At 44.4% G+C, this 20282-nt stretch carries 15 protein-coding genes and 3 pseudogenes; 6 read left to right on the top strand and 12 right to left on the bottom strand.

Annotated elements, in window-relative coordinates; genetic code table 11:
- Positions 1-456: 456 nt before the first annotated feature.
- The gene (locus tag ASG93_RS30725) at positions 457-1959 is read right to left on the bottom strand and encodes an L-fucose/L-arabinose isomerase family protein (RefSeq protein WP_056838453.1); all 1503 of its coding nucleotides are present in this window, start codon (positions 1957-1959) and stop codon (positions 457-459) included.
- A 127-nt stretch (positions 1960-2086) separates the two neighbouring features.
- Between ASG93_RS30725 and ASG93_RS30720 the strand changes: the two genes are divergently transcribed.
- Entirely contained in the window at positions 2087-2962 is an 876-nt protein-coding gene (locus tag ASG93_RS30720; protein ID WP_056838451.1) for an AraC family transcriptional regulator, read from the top strand.
- A gap of 126 nt (positions 2963-3088) precedes the next feature.
- Here the strand turns inward: ASG93_RS30720 and ASG93_RS30715 are convergent.
- From ASG93_RS30715 to fucU, 3 genes and pseudogenes are all read right to left on the bottom strand, one after another.
- Positions 3089-3526 (bottom strand): annotated as a pseudogene (locus ASG93_RS30715) (class II aldolase/adducin family protein); the annotation flags it as partial.
- Positions 3523-3982, bottom strand: a pseudogene (gene fucI / locus ASG93_RS34640) (L-fucose isomerase); the annotation flags it as partial. The pseudogenes fucI and ASG93_RS30715, both read right to left, overlap by 4 nt.
- A 29-nt stretch (positions 3983-4011) precedes the next feature.
- Positions 4012-4437 carry an L-fucose mutarotase gene (fucU, locus tag ASG93_RS30710; RefSeq protein ID WP_056838449.1) on the bottom strand — a complete coding sequence of 142 codons (426 nt, stop codon included), beginning with the start codon at positions 4435-4437 and terminating at the stop codon, positions 4012-4014.
- A 123-nt stretch (positions 4438-4560) separates the two neighbouring features.
- Between fucU and ASG93_RS30705 the strand changes: the two genes are divergently transcribed.
- Positions 4561-5568 (top strand): LacI family DNA-binding transcriptional regulator, encoded by a 1008-nt coding sequence (locus ASG93_RS30705; protein ID WP_056838446.1) that lies wholly within the window; start codon positions 4561-4563, stop codon positions 5566-5568.
- Positions 5569-5914: 346 nt separating this feature from the next.
- Positions 5915-6226, top strand: a complete 312-nt coding sequence (locus ASG93_RS30700; protein ID WP_056838445.1) for a hypothetical protein — start codon at positions 5915-5917, stop codon at positions 6224-6226.
- A 143-nt stretch (positions 6227-6369) separates the two neighbouring features.
- Here ASG93_RS30700 and ASG93_RS30695 read toward each other — a convergent pair whose 3' ends face one another.
- Together ASG93_RS30695 and ASG93_RS36055 are read right to left on the bottom strand one after the other, a co-directional pair.
- Positions 6370-6879 carry a hypothetical protein gene (locus tag ASG93_RS30695; RefSeq protein WP_056838442.1) on the bottom strand — a complete coding sequence of 170 codons (510 nt, stop codon included), beginning with the start codon at positions 6877-6879 and terminating at the stop codon, positions 6370-6372.
- Between the two features lie 235 nt (positions 6880-7114).
- A complete protein-coding gene (locus ASG93_RS36055; protein ID WP_200984552.1) occupies positions 7115-7255 on the bottom strand; it encodes a hypothetical protein in 141 nt (46 codons plus the stop codon).
- A 786-nt stretch (positions 7256-8041) separates the two neighbouring features.
- On the opposite strand from ASG93_RS36055, the gene ASG93_RS30685 reads away from it, so the two are divergent.
- A complete protein-coding gene (locus ASG93_RS30685) occupies positions 8042-8416 on the top strand; it encodes a hypothetical protein (protein WP_056838439.1) in 375 nt (124 codons plus the stop codon).
- Positions 8417-8490: 74 nt separating this feature from the next.
- On the opposite strand, the gene ASG93_RS30680 is transcribed toward ASG93_RS30685, so the two are convergent.
- From ASG93_RS30680 to ASG93_RS30665, 3 genes are all read right to left on the bottom strand, one after another.
- Positions 8491-8691, bottom strand: coding sequence for a sporulation protein (locus tag ASG93_RS30680; RefSeq protein WP_056838437.1), 201 nt, complete (start codon positions 8689-8691; stop codon positions 8491-8493).
- Positions 8692-8709: 18 nt separating this feature from the next.
- Complete coding sequence (locus ASG93_RS30675) at positions 8710-9462, bottom strand: AAA family ATPase (RefSeq protein ID WP_056838435.1); 753 nt, start codon at positions 9460-9462, stop codon at positions 8710-8712.
- Positions 9463-9942: 480 nt separating this feature from the next.
- Positions 9943-11112 carry an iron-containing alcohol dehydrogenase gene (locus tag ASG93_RS30665; protein WP_056838432.1) on the bottom strand — a complete coding sequence of 390 codons (1170 nt, stop codon included), beginning with the start codon at positions 11110-11112 and terminating at the stop codon, positions 9943-9945.
- Between the two features lie 105 nt (positions 11113-11217).
- On the opposite strand from ASG93_RS30665, the gene ASG93_RS30660 reads away from it, so the two are divergent.
- Positions 11218-11556 carry a L,D-transpeptidase gene (locus ASG93_RS30660; protein WP_056838430.1) on the top strand — a complete coding sequence of 113 codons (339 nt, stop codon included), beginning with the start codon at positions 11218-11220 and terminating at the stop codon, positions 11554-11556.
- A gap of 56 nt (positions 11557-11612) precedes the next feature.
- On the opposite strand, the gene ASG93_RS37350 is transcribed toward ASG93_RS30660, so the two are convergent.
- From ASG93_RS37350 to ASG93_RS30650, 3 genes and pseudogenes are all read right to left on the bottom strand, one after another.
- Complete coding sequence (locus ASG93_RS37350; RefSeq protein WP_414858901.1) at positions 11613-12143, bottom strand: sensor histidine kinase; 531 nt, start codon at positions 12141-12143, stop codon at positions 11613-11615.
- Positions 12120-16808: pseudogene (locus ASG93_RS30655) on the bottom strand (AAA family ATPase); the annotation flags it as partial. The pseudogene ASG93_RS30655 and the gene ASG93_RS37350, both read right to left, overlap by 24 nt.
- Positions 16809-16843: 35 nt before the next feature.
- The gene (locus tag ASG93_RS30650) at positions 16844-18490 is read right to left on the bottom strand and encodes an FAD-dependent oxidoreductase (RefSeq protein WP_082615197.1); all 1647 of its coding nucleotides are present in this window, start codon (positions 18488-18490) and stop codon (positions 16844-16846) included.
- Between the two features lie 208 nt (positions 18491-18698).
- Here ASG93_RS30650 and ASG93_RS30645 point away from each other — a divergent pair, with 208 nt between their 5' ends.
- Complete coding sequence (locus ASG93_RS30645; protein ID WP_056838425.1) at positions 18699-19931, top strand: PASTA domain-containing protein; 1233 nt, start codon at positions 18699-18701, stop codon at positions 19929-19931.
- Positions 19932-20282: the final 351 nt, after the last annotated feature.

Below are 20282 nucleotides of genomic sequence, written 5' to 3'. Positions count from 1 at the left end.
CGTTCAAACAAAATTTAAGCCAATTTCCCCAAAATAGAGGATTGACGTTCCGCTCATTCAAGTCACTGGCCACTTTTCTTTAAAATAGAGGAGTTTTGTTCCCTAGAAGTAAGTGTAGGACACCGTTTCCCGCATCGATGGATCGATTGTTGTAAATTTTACAACATTACACGAACGAATCCGCGGTTTCCTTGTTATTATTGCAGAAAATACCTCTTCTTCCCCAAAGCGGCTCAAAAGTATAAAACAAGTCAAAATTGTTGCACGAAATACAACTTTGACAGCTAATAGAGAAGAAACGAAACGAAATTGTTGTACGTTATACAACATAGTTTGTTTATCAGGTATGTCGAGACGAAGATCAAGTAGCAAGCTTATCAGGAATAAAGCAACGAAGATCAAGTAGCAAACTTGATGGTCACTTAAAAGTCCGCCACTTGCGGGTTTTTAACAACTTCACAAAATCACATGCTTAACTTTCATCAGCTCGGCGACCTTCTGGAACATGGAAGCATTATGACCGATGGACATCGCACAGTGGTGCGTCGGCGCTTCGGCGAACCAGCGCGACATGTACGCGTCTGGATGATCACGGAACTTCACCGGCGTCTGCGTGTTGCCGATCTTCATGATCGGCCCTTTCGTGGACTCGCCTTCGCTAGAGATCAGCTTCAGCCGTCCATCGCCGGTCTGAGTCAAGTTCAGCGCCGTGATCGCTCCCGCTTTCACCTTCGCCTCGACGGATACGCCCGTGCCTTGCTTCCCGTGATAAAGCCCCATGCCGCGAAGAATCGGCTTTCCTTCGGAAATCGCGATGTGGAACGGTCCGTCATGGCCCAGCAAGATCGTCTCGTCAATATAATCCACGACGACGATTTCCGAGAAGCTGCCGCCGACGCCAAGGATGTCGCTGATTTTCATCGCGACGGCCGTCTTAAGATCCCCTTCGCCGGAGCAGGGGATTCCGCGCGCGGTAAGCAGCGAATGGCCAACGATGAAGCCGCCCTGCAGCTTCTCATAGTCGCCCCCCGGCGCACCGTGGTAGTAGTAGGACAAGGCGTCCAGATCGTACGCTCTAACGAGCTTCTCCTGTGCTGCCGCCACTTTGCAAGACCACTCCAGCTGCTCATCCGTAGGCTTCTTCGCGATCGGATCAGAAGGCGAGTCGCCGCTGATCTGGAACATCTCGTGAACCTCAGCCAGCTTTGCTTTCACCTCCTGTGGTGTCACCTCCCGCAGCATGCGATCCAAATCACACATTTCAAGCACCTCCACGTGCAGCCCGGTCTGCGCCGAAATCATCGTAAAGTCGCTGTACATATCGAGCATGCCGCTGTACGTATTACCAAGAAAGCCGAAACGGCTACGCTGAAGTGTTCGAGGCACACCAGCTGCCTTCACCCATTCCTCGATCTCCCTCCATGCTCGAATAGCTTCTTGGCGCTTATGTGTCACTTCATCCGTTAACGAAATCGCCGGCGTATAATCGAGTCCCAGTACCCCATTTATGACTCGGAACGGGATTCCCGCCCTGTTAAACACATTAGCGAACTCAGGCACAGGACAAGCCCCGCAATGCGCCAGCCACTCTCCTGTTGTTGATTGATCATAATTAAGCCGCAAGGTCGGCTGCAAATTCAGAAGCACGACCGGCGCTTTGCAAATTTGGTGAACAGGAAGCACTGTCGAGCTAGTCGAATAAGTCGCTGCGTGACAGAATACGAGATCCACATGACGTTCATTCAGCCATTCTCCTGCCTTCCGCCCTTCATTTTCCGTATCTACCAGCCCGTAATAATAGACGTCAGCCCATTCCGAGATTTTCTTCTCAATGAATCGACCGTATTCCTCAAGCCGTTCTTTTAAGCCAGGGAACTGTTCCCAATAGGCACGGAGCCCCACCGAATAAAGTCCTATTCGAGGTATTTGGCTTGCTTTTATAACTGGGTATACAGACATTCCTACCACTCCATTCATTTATAAGATAAAAATAATACCTTTATAAACTCATTGTAATGGCTTACAATATAGAAAACATCCAATAAACTTGTTTAAAAATAATAGAATCTTGTGCAGGTGTTGCAGCATGACAACTTATAAAGAAAATTTTACGACAGCTTGGTCAGAAGACTCCATACGCTTCATATCCAGCCCTACTGTTTTCGCCAAATCCACCCTCTATTATGTGCAAGAAATTGGCCATTTCCGTACGTTGCCTGGTTACTTTACAGAACGTGAACAGCTGGACTCCTACCTTATCGTTTATACGATTAATGGCAAAGGCCGCTTGAAATATCAAGGAAAGAGCTATAACCTTCAGCCTGGGCAGGTGTTCTTCATTCATTGTGAAGATTATCATTACTATGAAACAGATCCACTCGAGCCTTGGGAAATTCTATGGGTGCATCTGCATGGCAGCTCGACATCTGGTTACTATGAGCAGTTCGCTGCTAATAATGAGCCTTTCCTTCAATTGAACCCTGAATCCTCCATACCTACTCAACTGCGACAAATCCTGCTTATCCAGCAGCAAAGAAGTGCACGCACGGAACTCATCTCGTCCAAGCTTCTTGTAGATTTACTAACTGAGCTCTTGCTGGCAGCGCAAAATCTGGCATTGCCCGAAGCCGACAAACCCAGCTACATCGAAGACATTTGCCAAACGCTGGAACATAGGTTCATCGAATCGATTTCGCTGGACCAGCTTGCCCATGATCATGCCGTCAGCAAGTACCATTTGGCCAAACAGTTCAAACGTTATACAGGCTATTCGCCCCACGAATATCTCATATTAATCCGCATGACACACGCCAAGGAACGTTTGAAATATTCCGATAGGCCCGTATCCGAAATAGCCGCCAGTGTCGGTATTGACAATGTCAGTCATTTCATCAATTTGTTCAAAGACCGCGATGGAGATACGCCTCTAGCTTATCGGAAGAAATGGCAGCGCCCCAGATGATGGGGTTATTTCAATTCTTTCTCTCGTCAAGTACTGCCCGAGCTCGCTCCAAATTTGTCGTCTTCTCCTATACAAAAAAACCGCCCCCATCGATTACGATGAGAACGGGTATACCTGACAAGTCCATTATTTCATTTGCTGCAATAAATTCACGCGGTAAGCTTCAGTTTCTAAGCCTTGAATTTCTTTGTACTCTTCTTCCGTCAGCCTTCTAGGTTGACCAACGGACTTCGCGATCAGGTAAATCTTCGCGCTCTCTTCCATGACTTCCGTGCGGTAGTAAGCTTCACGCAAATTTTTACCCGTTGTGACGAGTCCATGATTGTTTAGCAAAATTGAGCTATAACGGTCAGCCTTCTCTGCCACTAAATTGGCTAGTTTATCCGTTGTCGGAACGGCATAGGGAACAAAGGCTACATCGCCGACAAGCGCGGCTTGGTCTGGAAACAACATTGGAAGCCCATTATCTACGAGTGTTAATGCGATACAATAAGCCGGATGCGTGTGCACGATCGCCTTCATGAAGGGATTCACGCGATAGCAAAATAAATGCATGAGCATTTCACCGCATCTGGGCTCCAGTATGTTCTTACATCAGCAAAGATTTGTGCTGTATTCGTGAGCAGATTACCGAATAATATCGCAACACCATTCAGACTATCGTTCTCCGTTGCAACCAAATAAGGGGCGCGTTTGCCATTCTAGTCAAAGGCAGTGTTCAGGATAGCTTCCATGAAATCACCGTTCGGGAAGTGATCCGTCCAATGACGCTGCCCTTGGAAACCAGAGAGAATCGCATTGTGGCCAAGCGCTTCTTCTCCGAACTCGATGTCAGCCAGACGCGGGTTGCAATGCCAATTGGTACTCTTCAGGATCGAAAATCTCTTTATCAATACGGCGCACTAATTCAGACATATCGACATATTCATTGCGCATGCCCATGTAATTCTGGAACAGCTCCTCATTCACGATTGATCCAGCAATCCCCATGGATACAGATCCTATTGAGAGGTATGATTTCATGACAATAGAGTTATCGATAATCCAAACTACTCACTAATGACACCTTTTTTCAAAATAATATTGGCGTATAAAGCTTTTTCACTCGTTGCCACGATCGCGTAGGCTTTCTTCGCTCGCTCATAAAATGGGAATCGATCTACATACTCAATTCGTGGCGGTGTGTACTTACCAATGATTCCTTCGTATGTAGTCCATATCGATGTTTCAACCGTATCTCCTGGAACTACCGCCATAAGAGCAATAGGATGTTCACTGTAAGTATCCAGTGGGAACAATGATAAAACCGCTTCCAACAATTCCGGTACGCCATGGCCATCACTGCGCAGCAGGCGATTCGTATGACTGGCAGCAGGGAAATTGCCATCCGCTAGAATAATTTCATCCCCATGCCCCATTTCCATCAGCACCTTCAAAAGCTCCGGCGATAGAATGGAAGGAATACCTTTAAGCATATTCAAAACCTCCTCGAAAAATGGGTGTTACCGATAACTCAAAATTATCAATTTTAAGCCTTGCTGTCAATCCTTAATTTCTATACAATATACGAATAGGATGAGATGAAAAGGTGACTCAACGTGATTACAATTTATGATATCGCTGAAAAAGCCGGTGTTTCGGCAATGACCGTTTCACGGGTCATCAATAATACAGGTCGGATCAGCGAAGCAACGCGCAAACGAGTAAGGAAAGTAATGGAAGATCTCCACTATATTCCGAACTCGATGGCACGCAGTCTGGTGCTTCAGAAGACGAAAATTCTTTCCCTGCTCATTACGGATATTACGAATCCGTTCTATACTACGCTTGCACGCGGTGCAGAGGATGCAGCTAAACGGGCTGGGTATCGGCTGCTTTTTGCAAATAGTGATGAAGATTATGCGAAAGAGAAAGACTACGTGGATATGATTCTATCAACCCGAGTGGATGGCGTTCTATTCGCTCCGACGGGAGATCATTCTGTTGAAAATCTTGAACAACTGCAAAAACGTAATATCCCCTTCGTTGTTTTAGACCGTGAAATTCCGGGAATTGAGGCGGATGTGGTACTCGGGGACAGCAAGGAAGGCGCGCGGAAACTTGTTGAGCATTTAATTGGTTTGGGGCATCGCCGTATCGCGATGATTAATGGTTCACAGGATGTTTCTACAGCCCGCTTGCGTTATACGGGGTACTGCGAGGCACATTTACTTAACGGATTATCCGTAGATGACTCGCAGGTCGCACATCTGAATTATCGTGATTTCCACGATGAATCCGCATTAGACGCTTTACTCAATCTTGAAGATCCGCCGACAGCTATCTTCGCGGCTAACAACATGCTCGCCGTCGGCGTCATTCAATCTCTGAGACTGCGTGGCTTGCAGGTGCCAGATGATCTATCGGTCGTCTGTTTTGACGATTTCGGCCCATCAGGTGCGATTAGCCCGTTCCTAACCCTTGCTTCTCAGCCTGCCTATCAATTCGGCCTATTAGGCATGCAGATGTTGATCGAACGCATTGAAGGTGAAGCCGTTCATGAGAATCGGAAGATCATTCTGCCTTCGGAGATGATTATCCGAGCTTCCACGCAGGCGTTGAAGTGATGGTTGAAATGGCGGTTAACAGGAGGGCCCTTGGATTATCAGTTCTCGGATTTGCAATATCCTTCGAGTCCAATAAACCGCAGCTCTTTGCCGCTAACGGCAAAGAGCCTAATGATTCACATTTATTAAAATGCGATTTTACCCCAATGTAGAGAAAGATGGATGAACGAATCGACGGTCTCCGTCGTATAACATTCAGTAGCTTTTGAGCTAAAATGAAGGGATTATGTTGTCTGATGTACAACAATTTTCACTTGCGGTTCCTGTATTAAAATTTCCCCTCCCCCATCAAGTTCATCCTATTAAATAGATGAGAAAGCACCCTATGAACGATTAGGAGATTATTATGAACCCAAACGTAGAGCAAGCCTTACTAACCACTTTAAAAAACTGGAATGCCATGTCGGCATCCCTTGGCGATGAGCAGGAAGCTGTCGCTGATCAGTTCCAATCATCTTTTTATTTATTCATCGATGCAGTCCGTGAATGGGTTTATGAGTTAGAACCGCGACCGCAAACCATTGATGAGTTGTTAGACATGGACATGGTGGAGGAAATCCTGGATGTACTTCCAGCACCCCTTCATCTAAACTTCGAGACGGAAGTTGAGCTTATCATGGATAATGTGGTTAGAATCGACGATGATAAATATGATTAAGAATATCTCTCCCAAATAGCAAAAAAAGCCCAACGTCAAATTGGGCTTTTTTCATCATTTATGCGCTTCACGTCTTGCATCTGCACTTATTTCGCGTTCCATATCGCGTTTCTGCAACTACACCAAGCCGTGGCTATCCGCACCTAAACCGTTTTATCCACAAACGCAATCTGGTTCTGCTCAGCAAATTTTTTCAATCTAGCAGCCATAGCCGCTACGTCGAAACGATTCAGAGATTTGTTGTACACCCAACGAGGCGACTTCCCATTCAGGTCAATAACCACCTGACCCGGAGAGTATATGATTTCTTTAATTTTATCGGCATTTAGAACAAGCTCTCTGGCGAATCCTCTCTTGGAAAGATTCGTTTTACTTACCTTCAAATAAGGACGGCGAATAAAATAAACGAACAGTCCAACCGCCATGTAACTGAGTGTCGTATACCAGTACATCTTGTCCCCATCTGTTTTGGTCAAAGTAAACAATAATAAGATGGAAATTAGAACAAAAAATGAAGCTAACATAATGCTTCTGCCCTTGAACACTTCTGATCGATCCGGATCCGAAGAAATTGGCGCAATCCCCTGTTTCGACCGATTCTTGTTTACTGCTTTCGTATTCTTACTTACCATTCTTTCCCACTTACGAGACATTCATTTCACTCCTTGGTTTATTCGTACTTATACAAGTACATCCCTCTTCATTTCAATAATCGATTCAAAGCGCCTTCATACCATCGAGCATAGCCAGTAAATGAGGATAACCCGCCCGCTCACACTGCTAACATTAACAATACAACCATATTGCTGAGCGCGCATGTGCGGTAGGACAGTAGGACAGCCCTCGTTGTCGCAATGACGCCAAATACATTCGTTTCCAGCTGAGATCTCACGCTTCCATCGGTACATCTTCCATATACCCCCCGACAGCAAAGCCGGCATTGTTAATGAGAACATCGATTCTGCCATACTTGTCCATCATATCAGAAGCGACTTGTTCAATCGAGTCATAAATCAATCCAACACACATTCCTTCATAATCCCATACAAAAGGCATAATGTCGATATGTAAAAGAGGACATTTGATTCGAGCAGATGCTAACCTCCAAGTGTTTGCCCATTTATGGATGTTTTTATCCAATCGCATGTAAAAAACCTGAGGCTTCGTCTCAGGTCGATTTTGCCAATTAATTTTTCATGCGCGTAGGTGGAACGAAGCGTTGGTTTCCTTCCAACCATCCGAAAACCTCGTAAAGTGGAACGTCGATGCGCTATTTTGCTTGAATGTGGCTATATCGCTAGCGTAGCGGAAGGACGATGCGTTATTTCGCTTTGAGAGCTATATTTCAGCCCAAAACTGCGAATTAACGCATCGTCGTTCCCCTCAATGGTCAAAAAGGCAGCTTTTTCGATAAATAACGCATTGTAGTTCCTCTTGATGGGATCGTTTGGAAGTTTCAAACCTCCTTTTAATTCCACTTACAAATATTTACAATCATCTTCTGCATATACCAAAATATACATTCATCTTCTGCATAAGCCAAGTATTCCCTGCTTCTTCATGAAAATAGAGGTAATAATTTTTTATTGTAAATAGTCATATTCAATCCATATCCCACATAGGATATATAGTTGCTTATTACTGAAAGCCCAATGAAAGTTTACTGAAATCCAATTTACACACTTGAAGGGATGCTGATTTCGTATTATTACATTAGAACAAATTCATTTTATCGAAACTCGCTGTATCAATCCGCAAGATGCCATCATCGTTCGTTTACTCACAGAGGGTATTGCCTCTCACGAAATTGTTTATTTGAAAAAGAACTCCTTAGATCCCAAAAATCAAATGCTTACTGTCACTGACGCTATGGGAGCAAAGAGGCAAGTACAAATTTCGCGAACATGTGCTGAACTGTATCAAAGTGCTCTTGTGCAAACGAAGTACATAGTCAACTACGGAGATCTTCCCAATAAACAACTGATAACCGACCTTCGAGATAGCGATTATCTGATCAAGGTGGGCATGCGAGATTTTATTGCAAATCGCAGTATGATCACAGAGATGGATTCCGTTATTTTGCGAACGATATATATGAGACTTCGGCGATTAGCTGACTTTTTCTCAACACCGGAACTCACGTATTTAACGACTGGAAAACTTGAACTTAAACAATTAGCACATGCCTAACAATTTTAATTGAAATGAAAAGAGGCTATCCCTCCGGTAATCATCTACCGTTGGTGACAGCCTCTTATTATGTATTACTCGAGCAACTCGTCAAAGATCTCCCAGAAAACAACTTCAGTATGCGGGTGTGCCCGAACTTCAATATCGTTACGATCCGAAGGATCAATGGCATTATCAATATCTAAGCCTGTCCGCACCCAGATCGGGCTAACACCTATGGAGATTGGCGTTTCATGCGGCAGGACGAATTCAAATTGAAAAATGCCAATTCTCATTCCCCCGTTGCTTAATTGTTAGTTGTCTTCTTCTTCAAACAAAGCCCGAAAATAGCGCTCTCTGTGATTTAAAAAGTCTCTCGTCAGAGTAAAATGCTCAGTATCTTCATACGCGATAGGTTCGATTGTCGTTTCAGAAAATTGCAAAATCTGCGCGTTTGGGTACGCCATCAATATCGGAGAATGAGTGGCGATGATAAACTGCGCTTGGCCCAACTGCTCCAATTCCCATATCATTCTCAAGAATGCTAATTGGTTTTGCGGGGATAAGGCCGACTCTGGCTCGTCTAAGAGATATAATCCCTTACCGCCTAATCTATTTTTCAAAAAAGTTAAAAAGGCTTGTCCATGCGACTGCTGATTCAACGATTTCCCCCCATAGGGTGCATACGCTGATTGCCCTACATAGGGGTCTTTCGCGAGTTCATCAATATAACCGGCAAACGTATCAAATGTCTCGGCACGGAAAAAAAACCCATCCTTAACCCTAGGAAGCCAAGACAGCCGCATTATACTTGCTAAAGATACATCGTCTTTTTCCTTCGAAATCGTTAGATCCTTGCCGCCTACAACGCTGAATCCGCAAGATACGCCAATTGCCTCAAGTAAAGTAGACTTCCCTGACCCATTGTTACCAATAAAAAAAGTGACGTTAGATTCAAATTTGTATTCATTGAAGGATTGAATGGTTGGTATATGGTATGGAAATTGTTCTTTATCCTCTGGTGTTAGCTGGGACCAATCCAGGGAGATTCGTTTTAAGAATGGCATTTGAGCTTCCTTTCTATACACGATCAGAAACGAGATTCTCTGCATGTTAATTCCTGTTGAATCCAATCAACAATGATTTGTCTCCCCTTATTATCACTACTAGTTCCATTAGTAATAAGATCGGCATACCATTTTGTTGGTTCCACGTACTTATCATGACTGTGTCTTACAAGGTCTAAGTTTCCGGAGCCTCCAGATATGCCTATGACAAGAGGTTTTTTCATGCTTGTTGTCCTTCACGATTTTTCTTGATTGAAAATATACACTCGAGCATCTATGTCTTATCTTATCTTATCTTTTGTAGATATCTCAGAATCTCTTGATTAAATCAACTCCCTCGAGACTTTACATAATATGGGTTGTCACCTTTAACTTTACACGATTATTCACCATATCTCTACGAGTTTGTGCAATTTTAAAGTTTGCGAAAATATAAAAGCTACCCCGTGTAGTTCCATCTACATCGGGATAGCTTATCTCCTAGGTTAATGATCGAATCAAAATATCTCTGACTGATTCTCGCGTCATCATTTTGTATTGCCCTACTTTATCCTTCATGAATGATTTATGGACTAATTCTTCAATCCGCGAATCATCAATCCCGTAATCCCCTAAGCGATTCGGCGCACCTAGGGAATTCCAGAAATTTCGCAGGGCGTCAATCCCTTCGAGTGCAATTTCATGATCCGTTTTATCCGATGGATCGATACTGAAAACAGCAACCGCCAGCTTCATCATCCGCGAAGGATCTTCCTCCGCACAATGCTTCATCCAGTTCGGGAAGACAATCCCAAGCCCTCCGCCATGCGGAATATCATAAACGGCGGACAAGCCATGTTCGATCTGATGCGATGCCCAATCTCCACCATCTGTGCCGCTGGACAGCAGCCCATTAAATGCCGTCGTCCCCGCATACATGATCGTTGCTCTATGTTCATAGCTGTTAAGATCGGCAAGCAGCTTCGGTGCAGCTTCAATGACTGTCAAGAGTACTGATTCCATGAAACGATCAATCATAGGTGTGTTCTCCGTCAGGTGGAAGTACTGCTCCAGCACATGCGACATCATATCTACGATGCCATAAACGGTCTGATCCAAAGGTACCGAATACGTGTACGAAGGATCTAAAATAGAGAAAGCTGGATATGATAAAGGACTGCTCCAACCACGCTTTTCATTTTTCTCCCAATGGGTAATGACTGAAATATTATTCATCTCTGAACCTGTTGCCGCAAGGGTTAATACCGTTCCGAAAGGAAGCGCTTTGTGAGGCACAGCTTTCCGAGTAATGATGTCCCAAACATCCCCGTCATAGTAAACCCCCACGGAAATCGCTTTAACACAATCAATCACACTGCCCCCGCCAACGGCCAAAATGAGCTCGATTTGCATATCGCGGCAAATTTCTATGCCCTTCCGTACAGTGTTGAGCCGTGGATTAGGCTCAACTCCGGACATTTCAAACACTTCTGCTTGCCTATATGTAAGCTGTTCCATAACAGCATCGTATACGCCATTTTCCTTAATGCTTCCACCGCCGTACACGAGCAAAACTCGCTTGCCAGCAGTACCAAGTTCCTGCTGCAGCTGCTCAATTTGACCTTGGCCAAACCATAATTTCGTTGGATTAAACTGTAGAAATGATTGCATGACTGTTTCTCCTTCGGTGACTGATATCTACAGCAGTATATCACATGTAAGTTTCAATATCGAAATCGTTCCATTTAACATAGTATAGATTGAGGTGACAATCCTATGCCCAATTACCGAATTATTGTTGATCTTTCTGACTTTCAATTATATCTTTTGGATGTAAACATCGTTGTACGTGGATTCCCAGTTGGTATTGGTAAAATGTTAACCAATACACCGACGGGTGAGTTTTTTATTATCAATAAACAACCCAATCCTGGAGGCCCATTCGGTGTCTTGTGGATGGGTTTAAGCAAACCTCATTATGGTATCCACGGCACGAATGATCCTTCTTCCATAGGCAAGAGGACATCGCACGGCTGTATCCGCATGCATAACGATGATGTGCTTGAGTTAGCCGCACTTGTGCCCATTCACACCAGAGTTACCATTCGACCCTAGCCCAAAAAACCGTATACCGCACACTGGGATCATGTGAAGTATACGGTTCTTGCGGCTTAAATCCGATGCACAGGTAACGAGAACGAGATGCTGCAGCCTTTTCCAAGACGGCTTTCCGCCCAAATCTGGCCACCGTGATACTGTACGATCTCCTTTGCAATCGCGAGTCCCAGACCACTGCCGCCAGACGTGCTGCGGGATTTGGAGACTTTGTAAAACCTTTCAAAAATATGCGGAAGATCCTCTTCGCTAATCCCCACGCCGGAATCGGTAACCCGAATCACTAACTCACTCGGTTCATCCTTGATTTCCACGTGAACATCAATGAATCCGCCTCTAGTAGAAAATTTAATTGCATTGTACAAAATATTCGCATACACCTGTTCAATACGATCTGTATCTACAGTTAAAAGCAGTTCTTCGCCTTCCGAATGAGCCATGTTTAGCGTATATGTAATGCCGGCATTCGCTGCATCCAGCTCATACTTCGCAAAAAGCTGGCGAACCATCGTTCCGCATGACGTTGGGGCTAGCTGGAAATGGAACTGCTTAGTCTCAAGTCGACTTAACTGATAGAGATCCGTAATGAGCCGTTGAATGCCGACAATCCGCATGTGAACGACCGAAAGGTACTTTCTCTGTTCCTCAGGCTCTTGAATAACCCCATCCAGAATAGCCTCAACATAACCCTGTATGGATGTGAGCGGCGTGCCCAAATCATGGGAAATATTAGACAGCAGGTCTCGACGCGACGTCTCCATCAAGATCAATTCGTTCGTCCGTTCTTTGACTTTGGACTCCAAATCATTATAGAGTCTCGCATTCTCGATCGAAATTGCCGCCTGAGCAGACAACAGCTTGATAATATCAAGACGGTCTGATGTAAAGGCATTGCGAATCAAATTATTTTCAAGATAGAAGACGCCTACTAGATTGCCCTGATGCAGGATCGGTTCACAGAATATCGATTTACTCTCCGTTGCCCGAATATACGGGTCATGTGTAAAAAATCCCTTATTCTCGGCATCATCGAGAACTACGCCTTCCTTGGTTCGTGCCACGAATTGAATCACAGCTGCCGGGAGATCTTCCCTTGTTTCGAGTAAAACAGAGCTTACGGTACAGGAATCCTTGCCATCAATGGCTAGCATCTCAGCCTCTACAAATAAGCTGTCGCGTTCCTTCAATACAAGGATACTTCTCTCCGCGCCAGACGAATAGGTTACAATTTCCATTAACCGTTTGATCAATTGCTCCAAGTTAACTTCACTCGACAACGACCTTGACGTGTTCATAATCGTCATAAAATCAAGCGCCTGCAGCGAATAGTCACTTATTTTGGTTGTGCTCCAATCCATTGAATCCTTGAGTGATGTTAAATAGGCTGGATAACGCAGCATTAATTCCTCGGCCTTAGCTTTCGCACCCCAGCTTAGATAACCGTAATAAGCATCGACGAAATAGGTTTTGGCAATCTTTTCACGTCCGGCTTCCTTATACATCTTCCCTGCTAGCTCACAGGCAATTGCCTCATGCTGGATGAAACCCTGCTCCCTCGCTTGCCGGATTGCCGTTTCGTATTCTTGCTCCGCTTTATGAAAATGGCCTGTTACCCGGTTCCATTCCGCATGCATTAATAGGCTAATATGCAAAAAGTTTTCCGGACAATGCGCAGCCCATTTATCCATCTTGCGAAGCATCTTTTTCATCTGTTTGGTCATCATCTTCCGCTCTAACATTGCAGCCTCTTTATATTTAGCAGCTATTGTTAAAGCATAGTAGAAATAGTTCTCAGGAATATGAAACAGCCCGAAAGAAACAGACTGCATAGGCTCCGCATCTTTACCGAACTTTAAAGCTTCCTCATATTGACCAAATAAATAATACAGCATCATTTTTTTTACGGTATACTCATGAAAAATGACTTGGTTCGGGTGGATCTCCAGCTTACGGACAAATTGATCTTCGTCTTCTTCATCCTTGCCGATAATCAGGGGATTCTCAGACTTCCCTTCCAAATTATGAATGACCTTACGGAGCATTTCTAACATAAGAAGGGTGTCGTGATGATTGGTCTGTTCCAATATCCGATAGTTTTTGGCTAGATCTTCTTGCACTTCCGAAAGGACAACACCCTGAAAATCCTTCGCCAAAACCTGATAAGTAAGGGCATAACCAGCGAAAACCAAGTCCCCATCTTCGATCCCGCTTCGGAATGACTCCTTCAAATGCTCCAAACAAACCTGCAGAGGTTTAACCCAAGGAGTGACGAACAAACCAAATGAGAAATGGCTTTTGCTGCGGAATTGATGGGATTGAAATCTGGCATTCATGCGTTCGCCAAGCTGTCCATACTGGTAACCCAGCTGATAATCCCCGAAGCCCGAGCCCAGAATCAGGCCATAGGATCCATATACATAGGCCATCATGGGGGTATTGCCATACTTCAAGGCATGCTTGGTCATGATGAACATGAACAAAACGAACAAATTCGTATTCACGAAATAGGCGGAGATGGCAATACTCATCATTAAATTCATTAATTTCGTTCTGTATTCATCTTCCATAATCGGCAAATCGTACAGCTGCAGCGTATTCTTCCGTCCAATCATTGCTTTTAGCTTCATATATTCGAAAAATATGTTCATACCCGTAGGTTCTTTAGATACACGAATGCCTTGTTCAGCTAGGGCTTTCAATCCGACTTCCACACTTTTATGCTGCTTTCCGACGTTCGTATACAGAATCACTTGTAAGTTATACACTTCGAGCTTAAGCTCGTTCGTACGAGCATCTACAAGCAGTTCTTCATATGATATCTCGGCCTCATCTGCCTGACCATTCAGATAAAGCACTTCAGACTTCTCCAGTCGAATAGAAAAGCTAAGGTCATTTAACTCCACGCCCTCTACCAACTTCAGCAAAGTTAAGGCTTTATTGTAATACTGCAGGGCTGAACGATAGGCATTCGAGGATTTAGCTTTGCGGCCTGCAGCAAAATTAAATTCAAGAAGCTGGATAAGCTCCTCCCGCTCCGTTAGTAAGTTAGAGCCGATATTCATATGGTTGACGATATCGAATAACCGGGGCTCGGCCTGATCTTCCGTTAAATGCTCCAGCAGCTGATGTGCGATGTTCAAGTGCATTTCTGGCAGCATGGATTCCTCAATGGAACCATAGACGGCTTCTTGAATGGAATCATGCACAAACATAAACCGTATGTCTCGTGCAGTCGAGTTCCCTTGGATCTCGATAAAAAATTTATAATCCGTACCAACTGGAATCATCAGCCCGTTTTGAATAGCTATTTCCAACTCATGCAGAACATCAGTAAAGGACATCTTAGCAATAATACCAAGCGCTTCCAGGTCAAAGGAGGCCCCCAAACAAGCAGCTAGCCGCATTAAGTATTGCGTTCTTGGCGGCATGCGCTGCAGCTTCTCAGCTAGTAGGAACATAAGATTATCGGTAATTCTAAGCTTCTGAATTTCAACAATATCCCATATCCAACGATTAACTTCATAATTAAAGGCGAGTAAACTTTGTTCGTGTAAGGCAGTTAAAAATTGTTTGACAAAAAAAGGATTCCCACCGGTTTTTTGCAAAACGAGCTGAGCCAGCTCAACTACCTGTTGCTGTTCCGTCTTTAACGACTCCGCAATCAACTGCTTGACATCCTCAATTTCCAGCGGCTGCAAAATAATCCGTTCCGTAACAAGGCGCTCTGGGAGCTTATCCAGCAATTGAACATGGGTAGATGATAACCAGTTCGTGTCATACTCGCTTCGATAGGAACCTATGAAAAGGAAATACTTCATTTGTGAATCGTTCAATAGCAGGTCAAGAAACTGCAAGGAAGCCGCATCTGCCCACTGCAAATCATCGAGAAATAACACGATGGGCCGGTCTTTCACGCAGAAGATTAGCAGAAATTGATGCAATAGGAAGTGCAATCGATTCTGTGTTTCTTGTGGAGGAAGCTGCTTCGCAATGGGCTGCTCACCGATTAGGAGCTCAAGGTCCGGAACGAGATCTGTTAGTACTTTCCCGCTCGTTCCAAGAACTTTCAGCAAACGTCCGCGATACTCTTCGATTTGATGATCTTTCTCCGTCAGAAGCTGACGGACTAACTGACGCAGTGCCTTAGACAACGCGTGATACGAAACATGCTGTTTGTTAGGCTCGAATCGGCCTGATAAGAACCAGCCATTGTCCTTTAAGACCGTCTTCATCGTCTCGGCGATGAGAAACGATTTGCCATAACCAGATTCCCCCGTTACCCAAACAGCCTCCAACGATCCATGCACTGCACGTCCATAAACATGCAGCAGATTTTCGATTTCCTGAGCTCGTCCGTACAGCCCTTGGGGGATCTGGAACATGTCCGTCATGTCATAGAGACCAACAGCAAAATCCGTCATTTCTTCCCCAGAATTACTTAGCATCAAGATGTGCTCGAGATCCTGAATAATGCCGTAGGCGCTCTGATATCGATCTTCCGCATTTTTGGCAAGAAGCTTCATAACAATATCGGATAGCGGCTTCGGTATGCCCATCCGTAAGCTTTCGGGAGGAGTCGGCGTCACGGCAAAATGGCAATGAATCAGCTCAACCGGATCTTCCGTTTGAAACGGAAGACGTCCAGTGAGCATTTCATAGAACGTAACCCCTAAGGAATAATAGTCCGTTCGGTAATCGATAATACGATTCATACGACCTGTCTGCTCAGGCGACATATAGCTTAGCGTTCCCTCTAGCATCAACGGGTCTAGCATTTCTTGACGTTCTCTTGTAAAAGAGGAAATGCTGAAATCTGCCAGCTTCATGATCTGCCTATCGGGATTAATAATAATGTTGCTAGGCTTAATATCCTTATGTATGACGTACCGCTGATGAATATCCCCAACGATTTTGACCAATTGAATAGCAGCTATGAGAAAGGCTTCTATGGACTGGCGAAACATAGGAAAATAAGCCGATAAAGTCTCACCGTCAAAATCCTCCAAAATGAGAGCTAAGCTGTTTTGATACTTGGGCAGCGCCAATGGCTTAACAATGCCAGGAAAGTCTAGCATGATGCCAATCTCATACTCACGTTTCAATCTCGCGATATCTGCTGAAACTGGAAAGTCAGAACGCAGGGTTTTGATAATTACTTTTTCCATAGATGGCTTATGAACAGCACGATAGAGTACAGTCCGTTCGCCTTGATAGATTTGTCTGATCAACTCGTATTCCGGCAAAATTAGCATATAATCCTCCTAGTAAAACTAGCTGCTAGGTATTCCTAAAAAAGCTTTCCATCCCAAGGAAGCCCCTTTTCAAACCGTCGCTTGTCATGATGATGAAAAGGTTTCAATAAATCGATATGCCCAAGCTCAAATGTGTACATCTCCCATATTTCACAAGGCTCTTCCGCAGAAGCATCTTGTTTTAGTATGGCATTAACTGCGCGTCTAGCCGCTTCATTAGCGCCTTCCATCGTCGCGAGGTTCGTATTCGTACGGACATAGTCCGCGGCAAGGAACAGATTCGGAATAGCGGTATAAGCTTCAGGACGGTCTTCCCAAGTACCCACACGATTAATAAGCAAGGGTTCCATATTCGTGCATGCATGTTCGGGATTCTCAAATTGAATATCCGTATCCAAGAACCAAGAATGCAGAACACCGTCTTCTAGGATAACGGCGCCATCCACGTTCAGACTTAACTTCATCTGTGCCCATACTTCGGCCTTGATCTCTTCAGGCGTGCAATGTGTAGCCGATTTACCGAATAATATCCCCGGTGAGTCCCAATCCGAAATATCGACGGATAAAACGCCCTTCACTGTGCCATCACCATACTGGCTAAGGTCGACATCCTGCCAAAATTGCTTCTGGGATACCGAAGTCAACGACCAAGGTGCATCTAAGTATATAACATGTCCATGTGTAATAGGCAGTTCTTCCTTCAAATAATACTGAATGCCATTCATCCATGCGACGGAATCAACAAGCTTCTGCACACCTGCAAGTGTAGGATCGGCTTGCACCATAGCGTCCGTAATGAATTTGCCCATCACTTCAACGGGGAATGCAGCGATGTAATAATCAGCTTCTACATCGAAGGTTTTACCGTTCTCTGTCACCTTCGCACTGCGAATAACGCCATCCACACAGTCGATGCTTTCGACTTTTGCCTCTAGATGGTAATCAACGCCCTGCTCTCGTAAAAATGTTAGCCAAGGGTTCACCCATTTGTCATTCGTAGGACCGTTCAAGAGACGGACGAAGCTCGTGCCTGGTGTTGTGATATCTAGTGTCATTTGAACAGCTACAGGGCCGACAGTTTGAGTATTTGCAATTTTGGATTGGCAAGCAACGAGGGTTTTAGTGAATCCAGCGAATATTTTTTGAAATGCAGGGGATTGTTGATCCGCTTCAATGAAATTCCACCAATCGATGAGGTTATATTCCTCGCGAATGCGTTCATCACAGCTCGTCATGACTTGCCATAGCTTACGTCCGTATTGCTCCAGATCATCCATACTTAGACCTAAGCCATTATCGAATAAATCTCTGATGACCACCATAAAATTCTCTAAGCTAAATTCAATTTTGGCGAGCAGCGGCAATAACGGTGCTGTATAGGTAGCAATATCTAACCGCGTCACTTCTGTTAAGTTATCATATACAGTGCCATTCTCATAGGGAATTCGTTTCAAAGTATCTATGACATGTCTGTAAAAGCGAGGAAATAACCGGAAACCATGTTCACCTGGCAGATCCTTCCTCCCGCCAGTTCCGCTGCCTACGAAAGGCATACTTCTCGCTTTCCCGCCTGGAATACTTTTAAATTCGTACACAGACACATCGTAGCCTCTTACAATCAATTCATGCGCGGCACTCATTCCGGCAACACCGCCGCCCAAAATAACGACTTTTTTCAACACAGTTCCCCCTCATATTGGATCAAATTGTAAAAAATTCTGCAAAACTATCATATCATCTAGGTCATTTGAATCATAGAGCTTTCAACTCAATTTTCTCAAGCTTGTTCCAAAAGAGAGGAACTCAATCCCTAAATTCCTAAATCCCGCCGAATCATATATAATAAAGGCAACTCCTAATGATGCCATCAAGAGAGAGGATGGATATTCCATGCATAATAAGATGGGTACACGATATGTGCCAGATACACAGATCGTCGCATTACCTCATGGCACTCTGCGTTACGGTGATGATTTATTTCTAACTCGAAAGGTTCTCCTCTATCAAATAGAGCTTCAACCTGGGCAGATCGGTGAAGATTGCATTCGAACCCTTCATCATAAAGCAGCTTTCATACATGACGGGTTTCAACATATCCTGGATACATCTGTAGAAGAAGATTCGGTTACGATCATTCTGCAAGCCAAGCCAGGGTCACTATTCTCCAACCATGTTAACAAGAAAAATATGTCTTTCTATACCATCGTTGCAATGATTGCTGATCTAGGGGTTTCTTTGCTAGACGCGATGGAGGAACGTATTACAGGATTTTCAGTAGGCGCTGAAAACCTATGGTTAGATGATCACGGCAAACTTTCCGTCATTAACTATTGGGACAAATGCGATCCGCAGGCACAAGGGGCCATCGGGCTTTGTCGGTTGATGATTCAGCTCTTCACCGGCGCGGAGACGATTACCGGTGCTTTTGAAGTGATGCATACACATCTGGAGCGCACGCCTATTCCATCTGCGACATATGAGCAGAAATTGGCTTTAATTAAGCTGATTAAGCTTGTCTGCCAAGGTCACGCATCACTTTCTTCATTGATTTTTGGGTTGCGGAGTTTACCATCTTCCGGTCAAAAGCAGGACGCGGGGCCTAGCCACAAACAAATTCATTACCAAAACCCGAGTAAAATTCAAAACCACGCAATGGATGAGGTTGATGATAAGGATGAGGTAGATGAAGTTGCACCCGCAGCTGAAAAGCGATCACAATCACTGAGCGCTTTAAGCAAGGCAGGGATAGGAGCAATTGCTATTTTGGTCGTCGTCTTGGTCACGGTTTGGGCGCTTTGGCCATCTTCCAAAACGAAATCTGTCGTTGTGGTACCTATACCAACCGCCACACCTGTTGCGCCGACAAATACACCTGCTCCATCAACAACGAAGCCTCTCGGTGATTCGAACAATCAAACCGAGGAAGTCGCAATACCGAACCTGGTCGGTCTATCTCAGGCTGATGCCGAGGCGCAAGCTTTGGCCGCTGGTCTGCATTACAATTTTTTGATTGAAGCAAATGATAAGCCAAAGGGAACCGTCATAAAACAAGACCCAAAGTCAGGTACGAAAGGCTTGCAGGGCGACAATGTTACGTTTTGGGTTAGTAAAGGGAGTCCATGATGCTTAAGAAGCGTTGAAAGTTAAAACAGTGACATAAAGAGCAGAACACCGAGAAGCATAGCACCTAAAAAACAGAAAACTCTAAAGCAGAGCACCTAATGAGTAGACCACTAAAGGCAAGTTGTACTACGTGCAACATTTGTCTAGCTAATCAACCATTTCCCATCAATTGTTGCAAAAAATACAACAATTTCTCATGAAAATGCCCTAAAAGGAATAATAATGACAAAATTGTTGTACGAAATGCAACATATTCCACTTTTACGATAAAAATCAAGGAAATTGTTGTACTTAGTACAACTCGCAAAAAACGAAACCACCCATATCTTCCCAAGTCGCACGAATCCTGGG

Origin of the sequence: Paenibacillus sp. Soil787 (genome assembly GCF_001429545.1) — a bacterium.
GTDB lineage: Bacteria > Bacillota > Bacilli > Paenibacillales > NBRC-103111 > Paenibacillus_E.
The sequence above is the reverse complement of the archived record's forward strand: the minus strand, read 5'-3'. Positions and strand labels throughout refer to the sequence as shown.